The following is a 12,251-nucleotide window of genomic DNA, read 5'->3' on the forward strand; positions in this document are numbered from 1 at the left end:
CGCGCGGCACATATCGCATATGACGATTCATTCGTCAGAAAGATTTTGAAACGTGATCGGCGCGCGGTAGTCGGCTATTCGGCCAATTTTCGCGGTTTTACGTCTTCAGCCCCCCGCGCCGTGTGTAACGGGGGGGCGGCGGACGGCCATACCGCCGCCCGCGCCCCGTTCGCCTGCTGCGATAGCGGCGGCGTTGTCTGCTATCGGCCGCCGTTGCCGCCCGCGATCGCGCTTACTTCAGCCACTTGTCGGCGATCGCCTGGTATTCGCCGGTCGACAGCGCGAGGTGCAGCCACTGGTCGACGTACTGCTGGAACACGACGTCGCCGCGCGGCACCATGTACGCCTTTTCACCGAACTGGAACGGCTTGTCCGGATGCACCGAGCACAGGCCCGGATTCAGCTTTTGCTGCAGCAGCGTCTCGGATGCGTCCGTCACCATGACGTCCGCCTTGCCCGCGAGGATCTGCTTGAAGATCGTCACGTTGTCAGGGTAGACGGTCAGGTTCGCGTGCGTGAAGAACTGCTTCGCGAAGCGCTCGTTGGTGCCGCCCGGGTTCACGATCACGCGGGTCTCGGGCCGGTCGATCTGCGCGACGGTCTGGTACTTGTCGGCGTCCGCGCAACGCACGATCGGCGTCTTGCCGTCGACCACGTACGGCTGCGTGAAGAACACGCGCTTCTGGCGCTCGAGCGTCGTCGATACGCCGCCGACCGCGATATCGCACTTCGCAACGAAGTCGTTGGTGAGGTTCGACCAGCTCGTCTTCACGAAGTCGGCCTTCACGCCGAGCGATTTCGCGAGCGACTCGGCCATGTCGATGTCGATGCCCTCGAAGCGGCTGTCGCTCCGGTAGTACGAATACGGCTTGTAGTCGCCCGTCGTGCACACGCGCAGCGTGCCGCGTGCGAGCACGTCGTCGAGCCGCGAGCCGGCCGCGGCCGCGGACGACGGTGCGGTCGCGGTCGTACCCTGCGCGTGCGCGGCGGCGCAGCAAAGCAGGGTGGCGGCGGCGAGCGCGGCGCGCGTGGCAAATGTCTTCATCGGTCTCCTCCGTGGATCGGTTCGATATCAGCGTCCGATCATAACGGAGCCATCGCGCGCGTCATATGGCCGCCATCGCATCGACATACGCAGCCGTGCGGCCCCGCTCCGGTAAAATGCCGCTTTGCCTTCGCATCGTCGCTCCTACCGTGGCCCATACCCTGCTCAACGACACCTTCCTGCGTGCGCTTCTGCGCGAGCCGACCGACTACACGCCGATCTGGCTGATGCGCCAGGCTGGCCGCTACCTGCCCGAGTACAACGCGACGCGCGCGCGCGCCGGCAGCTTCCTCGGCCTTGCGAAGAATCCCGATTACGCGACCGAAGTGACGCTGCAGCCGCTCGAGCGCTTCCCGCTCGACGCCGCGATCCTGTTCTCGGACATCCTGACGATTCCCGACGCGATGGGCCTCGGCCTCGACTTCCAGGTCGGCGAAGGGCCGAAGTTCGCGCATCCGGTGCGCACCGAGGCCGATGTCGCGAAGCTCGCGGTGCCCGACATCGAGGAAACGCTCGGCTACGTGACGGGCGCCGTGCGCGAGATTCGCCGCGCGCTGACCGACGGCCAGGGCCGCCAGCGCGTGCCGCTGATCGGCTTCTCGGGCAGCCCGTGGACGCTCGCGTGCTACATGGTCGAAGGCGGTGGGTCGGACGACTTCCGCACGGTGAAGTCGATGGCGTATTCGCGCCCCGACCTGATGCACCGCATCCTCGACGTGAACGCGCAGGCCGTGGCCGCGTACCTGAACGCGCAGATCGAAGCCGGCGCGCAGGCCGTGATGATCTTCGATACGTGGGGCGGCGCGCTGGCGGACGGCGCATACCAGCGCTTCTCGCTCGACTACATCCGTCGCGTGGTCGCGCAACTGAAGCGCGAGCACGACGGCGAGCGCGTGCCGGTGATCACGTTCACGAAGGGCGGCGGGCTGTGGCTCGAGGAAATCGCGGCGACCGGCGTCGACGCGGTCGGGCTCGACTGGACGGTCAACCTCGGCGCCGCACGCGAACGTGTCGCGGGGCGCGTTGCGCTGCAGGGCAACCTCGACCCGACGATCCTGTTTGCGCCGCCGGCCGCCGTGCGCGAGCAGGCGCGCGCGGTACTCGACAGCTACGGTAATCATCCCGGCCACGTATTCAACCTCGGCCACGGCATCTCGCAGTTCACGTCGCCCGACCACGTCGCCGAACTCGTCGACGAAGTACACACGCACAGCCGCAAGATTCGTAGCGGAGCGGCGGGCTGAGCGCAAGCGTTGTCATGCTGCACTGCGGGATGACGGCGTTTCGCTGTCGGCGCTAAACAGGGCGCAACCCCGCCCCGGTTGCCGATCCATCGCTTGTCAAGACTTGACTTATGCACATTTTCCACGTTGCAGCGCGGTAGAGCCCTGCATCGGTCGAATTGTCTCGCTATGGTTGGGTAATTTGAATAGCAGCCTTATGGAATAAGGCTCCGCGGGGCGCGGCACACGGCGGCCGGAAACAGCGGAAAGCACGGCCCCGCGCGCTTTGCGGCGATTGGACGGGGAGTTCTCAACAAAGTTATCCACAGGCTGGTCAGGGTATACGGCGATTCCTAATGCGAATCCAAAACTTAGCGCCGAATCTGAAGTTTTACTTTAAGTCCGTCACCGTGATGCGGACTCGGATGCAAGTCGTCCGTGCGCTGTGCGCCGCCGGAGCGCGGTGATGGACGGCACCTACCTGCGGGTCGCCCTCGACCATCCGCTCGCCACCCTGTTCGACTACCGCTGCGACGTCCAGCCGGCGCCCGAGCCAGGCACCCTGGTGCAGGTGCCGTTCGGCAAGCGGCAGGTCGTCGGCCTCGTCTGCGAAGTGACGACTCACACCGACGTGCCGCCGTCCCGCTTGCGGGCAATCGACGCGATCTGCACCGAGCTGCCGCCGCTGGCGCCGGACTGGCTTGCGCTCGTCTCCTTCGCGGCCGACTACTACCAGCGCGGTCGCGGTGAAGTCGCGCTGCCTGCGTTGCCGCAGGCGCTGCGCGACGCGGAGCGCTGGGGGCGGCTGCTGGCGCCCGAGGTGCGTCACCGGCTGACCGAAGCCGGCCGCGCGGCGCTGCCCGACGCACTGCCCGCGCGCGGGGCCGCGCTGCGGCGGCTCGCGCAGGCACTCGCCGACACCGATTCGCTGACGCTGCCCGATGCGCGCGCATTGCATCCGAAGGCGGCGACCACGCTCGACGACTGGGCGGCGCGCGGCTGGGTCGCGATCGAGGAAATCGGCTGGGCCGACGCGCCTGTGCCCAAAGCTGTGGATAACCTGTCGACAACCGGTGGACGAGCTGTGCCGCCGGCGCTCACTGACCAGCAGGCCGAGGCGCTCGACGCGATCCGCGCCGCGCAGGGCTTCGCGCCGTTCCTGTTGCATGGCGTGACCGGCAGCGGCAAGACCGAGGTGTATCTGCATGCGCTCGCCGCGTTGCTCGATGCGCGGCCCGACGCGCAGGCGCTCGTGCTCGTGCCCGAAATCAACCTGACGCCGCAGTTCGAGGCCGCGTTTCGCGCGCGCTTCGCAGGCACGCTCGCCGACGACGCGATCGTCACGCTGCACAGCGGGCTCGCCGAAGGCGAACGGGCGCGCAACTGGCTCGCCGCACATACGGGCCGCGCGCGGATCGTGCTCGGCACGCGGCTCGCGGTGCTCGCGTCGCTGCCGACGCTCGCGCTGATCGTCGTCGACGAGGAGCACGAGCCCGCGTACAAGCAGCAGGAAGGGCTGCGCTATTCGGCGCGCGATCTCGCGGTGTGGCGCGCGAAGCATCTCGGCATTCCGGTCGTGCTCGGTTCGGCGACGCCGTCGCTCGAGACCTGGTGGCAGGCCGAGCAGGGGCGCTACACGCGACTCACGCTGTCGCGCCGCGCGGTGGCCGACGCGACGCTGCCGACCGTGCGGCTGATCGATCTCGAAGAGGAGCGGCGGCGCGGGCGCGCGTCGATGGGCGGGCTGTCGGGGCCGCTCGTCGCGGCGCTGAAGGCGCGGCTCGAGCGCGGCGAGCAGAGCCTCGTGTTCCTGAACCGGCGCGGCTACGCACCGCAGCTTGCGTGCGACGCGTGCGGCTGGGTCGCCGGTTGCCCGCGCTGCAGCGCCTATGTCGTGCTGCACAAACCCGAGCACGCGTTGCGCTGCCATCACTGCGGCTGGGAAGCGCGCATTCCGCGTTCGTGCCCGGAATGCGGGAACGTCGACATCGCGCCGCTCGGGCGCGGCACGCAGCGCATCGAGGAGGCGCTCGCCGAGGCCGTGCCGGGCGCACGGATCCTGCGGATCGACGCGGACAGCACGCGGCGCAAGGGCAGTGCGCAGGCGCTGTTCTCGGATGTGCACGCCGGTGAAGTCGACATCCTGGTCGGCACGCAGATGATCGCGAAGGGGCACGATTTCCAGCGCGTATCGCTCGTTGGCGTGCTCAATGCCGACACCGCGCTGTTCTCGCACGACTTCCGCGCGAGCGAGCGGCTGTTCGCGCAGCTGATGCAGGTGAGCGGCCGCGCGGGGCGCGCGGGGCTGCCGGGCGAGGTGCTGGTGCAGACGCGTTATCCGCGTCACGCGCTGTATCACGCGCTCGGCCGGCAGGATTACGTCGGCTTCGCGAATTCGACGCTCGGCGAGCGCCGCGACGCGCACCTGCCGCCGTTCGTCTACCAGGCGCTGCTGCGCGCCGAGGGGCGCACGCTCGACGCGGCGCTCGCGTTCCTGCTGCAGGCCGCGGCTGCGTTGCCGGGGCTGCCGGGTGCCGATCGCGTGACCGTGTACGACGCGGTGCCGATGACGATCGTGAAGGTCGCGAACGTCCACCGCGCGCAGCTGCTGCTCGAAAGCGCGTCGCGGGCCGCGCTGCAGCACGCGCTGCGCGCATGGCAGCCGGAACTGCGCGCGCTGAAGGGCGTGCTGCGGTGGAGCGTCGAGGTCGATCCACTGGGTATCTGAGCGGCGCGGCAGCGGTCGTGCGCCGCGCGCCGCTTCCCCGGTACCGAGCCGTCGACCCGCCGAGCTGCCGAGCTGCCGAGCTGCCGAGCTGCCGAGCTGCCGAGCTGCCGAGCTGCCGAGCTGCCGCCCGCCGCCCGCCGCCCGCGCCGAGCGGCATGCGATCTCCGCAGGGCGCGTTCCAAACCTGCCCGCGGTACCCGCCGACCCGCCCAGTGCAACCCGTCTTTCCCCTCCGCCGCGCACACCGAAGGTTGCCCACGCGCGCCAACTCGCCCTCGATCAGGGAAAACACCGATCCACCGACCACGGGCAACCCCTAGGTTGCAACCTTATAAGTGGCTGATTATATTGAGTAACTTCGAGGTGCAACCAATCTCTTAATTCGGTTGCACCTTTTTATTGCGTGCCGTAGGATTTCGCGCATCCTCTCACACCACATTGCCGGGCTCGCACCGGCGCACGAACCCACCATGGCAAGCACGACTCTTGGCGTCAAAGTCGACGACCTTCTCCGCTCGCGCCTGAAAGACGCGGCAGCGCGTCTCGAGCGCACTCCCCACTGGCTGATCAAGCAGGCGATCTTCGCGTACCTCGAGCGGATCGAGCACGGCCAGCTGCCGCCCGAACTGTCGGGCAGCAGCGGCGTGACGGAGCTCGCCGACGGCCAGACGCCGGACGGTGACGACGACAACTCGCCGCATCCGTTCCTCGAGTTCGCCCAGAACGTGCAGCCGCAATCGGTGCTGCGCGCGGCGATCACGGCCGCGTATCGCCGCCCCGAACCGGAATGCGTGCCGTTCCTGCTCGGCCAGGCGCGCCTGCCGGCGAACCTGCAGGCCGACGTGCAGACGCTCGCGACGCAGCTCGTCGAGGCGCTGCGCGAGAAGAGCTCGGGCGGCGGCGTCGAAGGGCTGATCCACGAGTTCTCGCTGTCGAGCCAGGAAGGCGTCGCGCTGATGTGTCTGGCCGAAGCGCTGTTGCGGATCCCCGACCGCGCGACCCGCGATGCGCTGATTCGCGACAAGATCAGCAAGGGCGACTGGCGTTCGCACGTCGGCCACGCGCCGTCGCTCTTCGTGAACGCGGCGACCTGGGGGCTGATGATCACCGGCAAGCTCGTGACGACCAACAGCGAAGCGGGCCTGTCGTCGGCGCTCACGCGCCTGATCGGCCGCGGCGGCGAGCCGCTGATCCGCAAGGGCGTGGACATGGCGATGCGCCTGATGGGCGAGCAGTTCGTCACCGGCGAGACGATTTCCGAGGCCCTGGCCAACAGCCGCAAGTACGAAGCGCGCGGCTTCCGCTACTCGTATGACATGCTCGGCGAAGCGGCGACGACCGAAGAGGACGCGCAGCGCTACTACGCGTCGTACGAACAGGCGATCCACGCGATCGGCAAGGCGGCCGGCGGCCGCGGCATCTACGAAGGCCCGGGCATCTCGATCAAGCTGTCGGCGCTGCACGCGCGCTACTCGCGCTCGCAGCAGGACCGCACGATGAGCGAGCTGCTGCCGCGCGTGCGTGCGCTCGCGCTGCTCGCGCGCCGCTACGACATCGGCCTGAACATCGACGCGGAAGAAGCCGACCGTCTCGAGCTGTCGCTCGACCTGCTGGAAGCGCTGTGCTTCGATCCGGAACTCGCGGGCTGGAACGGCATCGGCTTCGTCGTGCAGGGTTACCAGAAGCGTTGCCCGTTCGTGATCGACTACCTGATCGACCTCGCGCGCCGCAGCCGTCACCGCCTGATGATCCGCCTCGTCAAGGGCGCGTACTGGGACACCGAAATCAAGCGCGCGCAGGTCGACGGCCTCGAAGGCTATCCGGTCTACACGCGCAAGATCTACACGGACGTGTCGTATCTCGCGTGCGCGAAGAAACTGCTCGCGGCACCCGACGCCGTCTACCCGCAGTTCGCGACGCACAACGCATACACGCTGGCCGCGATCTATCACCTGGCGGGCCAGAACTACTACCCGGGCCAGTACGAATTCCAGTGCCTGCACGGGATGGGCGAGCCGCTGTACGAGGAAGTCACGGGCCGCGACAAGCTGAACCGTCCGTGCCGCGTGTATGCGCCGGTCGGCACGCATGAAACGCTGCTCGCGTACCTGGTGCGCCGCCTGCTGGAGAACGGCGCGAACACGTCGTTCGTGAACCGCATCGCGGATAAAACCGTGTCGGTGAAGGAACTGGTCGCCGATCCGGTCGACGAGGCGTCGAAGGTCGTGCCGCTCGGCGCGCCGCACGCGAAGATTCCGCTGCCGCGCCACCTGTACGGCGACGAGCGTCCCAACTCGATGGGCCTCGACCTGTCGAACGAACACCGTCTCGCGTCGCTGTCGTCCGCGTTGCTCGCGAGCGCGCATCATCCGTGGCGCGCGGCGCCGATGCTCGCCGACGACGCGCTCGCCGACGCCCCCGCGCGCGACGTGCGCAACCCGGCCGACCAGCGCGACATCGTCGGCACGGTCAGCGAGGCGACGGCCGAGCACGTGAGCGCGGCGCTCGCGCACGCGGTGGCCGCCGCACCGATCTGGCAGGCGACGCCGGTCGATGCGCGTGCCGACTGCCTGGTGCGCGCGGCCGACCTGCTCGAAGCGCAGATGCACACGCTGATGGGCCTGATCGTGCGCGAAGCCGGCAAGTCGCTGCCGAACGCGATCGCCGAAATCCGCGAAGCGGTCGACTTCCTGCGCTACTACGCGGCGCAGATCCGCGACGAATTCTCGAACGACACGCACCGTCCGCTCGGCCCCGTGGTCTGCATCAGCCCGTGGAACTTCCCGCTCGCGATCTTCATGGGGCAGGTCGCCGCCGCGCTCGCGGCCGGCAACACGGTGCTCGCGAAGCCGGCCGAACAGACGCCGCTGATCGCGGCCCAGGCCGTGCGCCTGCTGCGCGAGGCCGGCGTGCCGGCCGGCGCGGTGCAGCTGCTGCCGGGCACCGGCGAGACCGTCGGCGCGGCGCTGGTCGCCGATCCGCGCACGCGCGCGGTGATGTTCACCGGCTCGACCGAAGTCGCGCGCCTGATCAACAAGACGCTGTCCGCGCGCCTCGACCCGGACGGCAAGCCGATTCCGCTGATCGCGGAAACGGGCGGCCAGAACGCGATGATCGTCGATTCGTCGGCGCTCGCGGAGCAGGTCGTCGCGGACGTGATGCAGTCGTCGTTCGACTCGGCCGGTCAACGGTGTTCGGCGCTGCGCGTTCTGTGTCTGCAGGACGATGTCGCGGACCGCACGCTGACGATGCTCAAGGGCGCGATGCACGAGCTGGCGCTCGGCAACCCGGACCGCTTGTCGACCGACGTCGGCCCGGTGATCGACGCCGAAGCGAAGCAGACGATCGACACGCACGTCGCGACGATGAAGGACAAGGGCCACGCGGTCACGCAGCTGCCGTCGCCGGAAGCCTGCGCGCACGGCACGTTCGTGCCGCCGACGCTGATCGAGATCGGCAGCATCGACGAGCTGAAGCGCGAAGTGTTCGGCCCCGTGCTGCACGTCGTGCGCTATCGCCGCAGCCAGCTCGACAAGCTGCTCGAACAGATCCGCGCGACGGGTTACGGCCTGACGCTCGGCATCCACACGCGGATCGACGAGACGATCGCGCACGTGATCTCGAACGCGCACGTCGGCAACATCTACGTGAACCGCAACGTGATCGGCGCGGTGGTCGGCGTGCAGCCGTTCGGCGGCGAAGGGCTGTCGGGCACGGGCCCGAAGGCCGGCGGCGCGCTGTACCTGCAGCGCCTGCTCGCGACGCGTCCGTCGGGCCTGCCGCGTTCGCTCGCGCAGACGCTGATCGCGGACGGCGCGGTCGATGGCGAACAGCGCAGCAACCCGGCGACCGCGCTGACCGCGCTGCGCGACTGGCTGATCGAGCAGCGCGAACCGGCGCTGGCCGCCCGCTGCGACGGCTACCTGGCGCAGGTGCCGGCCGGTGCGACCGCGGTGCTGACCGGCCCGACCGGCGAGCGAAACACGTATACACTCGGCCCGCGCGGCACGGTGCTGTGTGTCGCGGCAACGCCGAGCGGCGCGCGCGCGCAGTTCGCGGCGGTGCTGGCGACCGGCAACCGCGCACTGTTCGCCGGTGCCGCGGGCGAGGCGCTGGTGGCCGCGCTGCCGGCTGCGCTGAAGGCGCATGCGGCCGTGCGCAAGCAGGCCGACGCGCCGTTCGACGCGGTGCTGTTCGAAGGCGACAGCGACGAGCTGCAGACGCTCGTGAAGGACGTCGCGCAGCGGCCGGGCCCGATCGTGTCGGTGCAGGGCGTGTCGGCGGGCGCGTTCGAGAACGGCGACGCGGAAGACTACGCGCTCGAGCGCCTGCTGACCGAGCGCTCGGTGAGCGTGAACACGGCCGCGGCGGGCGGCAATGCGAATTTGATGACGATCGGCTGACCATCCTTGCCGTTCGGATCAATCAAAGGAAGCGGCAAGGCGATCCCGAAGCCGCTCCATTTACCCTGGTACCAAGGAGAAGCTATGCAACACACGATGAAAAAGCTGGCAGGCGCGACGTTCGTCGCTGTCATGTCGCTGGCGGGGACGGCCCATGCGGATGACGTGAAGATCGGTTATGCAGGGCCGATGACGGGCGCCCAGGCTCACTACGGCAAGGATATGCAGAACGGGATCGCGCTCGCGCTGGAAGACTTCAACGCGACCGGCCCGAAGATCGGCGGCAAGCCGGTGAAGTTCGTGCTCGAGACGCAGGACGACCAGGCTGACCCGCGCACCGGCACGACGGTCGCGCAGAAGCTCGTCGACGACGGCATCAAGGGCATGCTCGGCCACTTCAACTCGGGCACGACGATTCCCGCTTCGCGCATCTACGCGAACGCCGGCATTCCGGAAATCGCGATGGCGACGGCGCCGGAATACACGCAGCAGGGTTACAAGACGACCTTCCGCATGATGACGTCCGACACGCAGCAGGGCTCGGTGGCGGGCACCTTCGCGTCGAAGGATCTCGGCATGAAGAAGATCGCGATCGTCGACGACCGCACGGCCTACGGCCAGGGTCTCGCCGACCAGTTCGAGAAGGCCGCGAAGGCCGGCGGCGCGACGATCGTCGACCGTGAATTCACGAACGACAAGGCGGTCGACTTCAAGGCGATCCTGACCAAGCTGAAGGCCGCGAAGCCGGACCTCGTCTACTACGGCGGCGCGGATTCGCAGGCAGCGCCGATGGTCAAGCAGATGAAGACGCTCGGCATCACCGCACCGCTGATGAGCGGCGAAATGGTGAAGACGCCGACGTTCCTGAAGATCGCGGGCAACGCGGCCGACGGCACGATCGCATCGCTGGCAGGCCTGCCGCTCGAAGAAATGCCGGGCGGCAAGACCTACGCCGACAAGTACAAGAAGCGCTTCGGCGAAGACGTGCAGACGTACTCGCCGTACGCGTACGACGGCGCGATGGCGATGCTCAACGCGATGAAGAAGGCCGATTCGACCGATCCGGCGAAGTACCTGCCGGTGCTCGCGAAGACCGACATGGCCGGCGTCACGTCGTCGCACGTCGCGTACGACGCGAAGGGCGACCTGAAGAACGGCGGCATCACGATGTACAAGGTCGAGAAGGGCGAGTGGAAGCCGCTGAAGAGCATCGGCGGCAAGTAAGCATGGCGTGAGCGCGGGCGGGGGCGTCGCAATGCCCCGTCCCGCATCGCGTGCGAAAAAGCCATCGGGCCGTCGGGTCCGGTGGCTTTTTCTTTGGCTTCGGCGTTACTCGCGCTCGCGCCGCGTGCGCAGCAGGAACTTCTGCAGCTTGCCGGTCGGCGTGCGCGGCAGTGTTTCCGCGAACACGAATTCGCGCGGAATCTTGTACGCGGCGAGCCGCTCGCCGCAGAACGCGCGCAGCGCATCCGCATCGGGCGCGGCGCCCGCGCGCGGCACGACGTGCGCGACGACCGTCTCGCCCCATTCCGGATGCGGGACGCCGACGACGGCCGCTTCCGCGATGTCCGGATGCGCGTCGAGCACGTCCTCCACTTCTTTCGAATAGACGTTCTCGCCGCCCGTCACGATCATGTCCTTCAGCCGGTCGACGATGAACAGGTAGCCATCCTGATCGATCCGCGCGATGTCGCCGGTGCGATACCAGCCGTCCGGCGCGAACGCGGCGCGCGTCGCGGCCGGGTCGTCGAGATAGCCGAGCATCATGCTGTCGGCCTTCAGCCAGATCTCGCCGGTGTCGCCCGGCAGCGCGTCGGCGCCGTTGCTCCGCACGACCCGCAGGTCGACGCCGGGGCCGCCCTGGCGACCGATCGAGCCGGCCTTCGCGATCTGTTCGTCCGGATACAGCGTGGTGCCGGCCGGGCCCGTTTCCGTCATTCCGTACACCTGGAAGAACGCGTTGCTGCGATACGCATGCGCGAGCCGTTCGGCCTTCGCGGCGCCGATCGGGCCGCCGCCGTACAGCCATGCGCGCACGCTCGACAGGTCGAACGCCGCGAAGCGCTCGATCGTGTCGAGCGGCAGCGTATACGACACCGGCGCGCCGAAATACAGCGTCACGCGCTCACGCTCGACGGCCTGCAGGAAGCGCAGCGGATGGTATTCGCGCAGCAGCACGACGGTGCCGCCTGCGTACAGCGTGCCGCCGAACCAGTTGTTCAGCGGCGACGAATGCCAGATCGGCATCGCCATCAGCGTGCGTTCGTTACGGCCGATGCCGGTCGCGAGCGCCGCCTGCATCGCTGCGAGCGTCACGGCGCGATGGCTGTGCACGCAGCCTTTCGGGCGGCCGGTCGTGCCGGACGTGTAGAGGATCTGCGCGACGTCGCCGTCGGCCGGCTCGATGCCCGCGACGCCGTCCATCGCCGCGCACATCGCGTCGAAGTTCGGCGTGCCGGCGGCGTCGCCTTCGGTGACGAGCCGCCGCACCGGATGGATCACGCGCGCCAGCACCGGCGCGAGCGCCGCGTCGAACAGGAGCACCTTGCTGCCGCTGTGCTCGAGCACGTAGTCGACTTCCGGCGCCTGCAGCTTGTGGTTGATCGGCACGAACGCGGCGCCGAGCCGCCACGCGCCGAACATCAGGTCGACGAACGCGGGCGTGTTCAGGCACATCGCGGCGACGCGGTCGCCGGCCGCGACGCCGAGTGCGCTCAGCACGGCCGCCGCGCGATGCGAGCGCTCGCGCGCGGCGGCGTACGTGATCGCCGTGTCGTCGTGGATCAGGAACGGCTTGTCGGGCGTCGCACGGGCGGCGCGGTCGAGGGCGGCGACGAGGTTCATCATGGCTC

Annotated in this window: 6 protein-coding genes; 4 read left to right on the forward strand and 2 right to left on the reverse strand. The window is 68.7% G+C overall.

From position 1 onward, the window contains the following. Positions 1–232: 232 nt before the first annotated feature. Positions 233–1,045: a transporter substrate-binding domain-containing protein gene (locus U4012_RS24660; protein WP_321802038.1), complete on the reverse strand. Its 813-nt coding sequence runs from the start codon at positions 1,043–1,045 to the stop codon at positions 233–235. Between the two features lie 149 nt (positions 1,046–1,194). Between U4012_RS24660 and hemE the strand changes: the two genes are divergently transcribed. From hemE to U4012_RS24680, 4 genes are all read left to right on the forward strand, one after another. Then, a complete protein-coding gene (hemE, locus tag U4012_RS24665; protein ID WP_311766328.1) occupies positions 1,195–2,289 on the forward strand; it encodes a uroporphyrinogen decarboxylase in 1,095 nt (364 codons plus the stop codon). A gap of 445 nt (positions 2,290–2,734) precedes the next feature. Next, on the forward strand, positions 2,735–4,996 hold the full coding sequence (locus U4012_RS24670) for a primosomal protein N' (RefSeq protein ID WP_321802039.1): 2,262 nt from the start codon (positions 2,735–2,737) through the stop codon (positions 4,994–4,996). A gap of 470 nt (positions 4,997–5,466) precedes the next feature. Continuing rightward, a complete protein-coding gene (gene putA / locus U4012_RS24675) occupies positions 5,467–9,399 on the forward strand; it encodes a trifunctional transcriptional regulator/proline dehydrogenase/L-glutamate gamma-semialdehyde dehydrogenase (protein ID WP_321802040.1) in 3,933 nt (1,310 codons plus the stop codon). Between the two features lie 84 nt (positions 9,400–9,483). After that, the gene (locus tag U4012_RS24680; protein WP_321802041.1) at positions 9,484–10,623 is read left to right on the forward strand and encodes a branched-chain amino acid ABC transporter substrate-binding protein; all 1,140 of its coding nucleotides are present in this window, start codon (positions 9,484–9,486) and stop codon (positions 10,621–10,623) included. Between the two features lie 105 nt (positions 10,624–10,728). Here U4012_RS24680 and U4012_RS24685 read toward each other — a convergent pair whose 3' ends face one another. Beyond that, positions 10,729–12,243, reverse strand: coding sequence for a class I adenylate-forming enzyme family protein (locus tag U4012_RS24685; RefSeq protein WP_321802082.1), 1,515 nt, complete (start codon positions 12,241–12,243; stop codon positions 10,729–10,731). Positions 12,244–12,251: the final 8 nt, after the last annotated feature.

The sequence above is a fragment of the Burkholderia sp. BCC1988 genome, from assembly GCF_905339895.1.
Classification (GTDB): domain Bacteria; phylum Pseudomonadota; class Gammaproteobacteria; order Burkholderiales; family Burkholderiaceae; genus Burkholderia.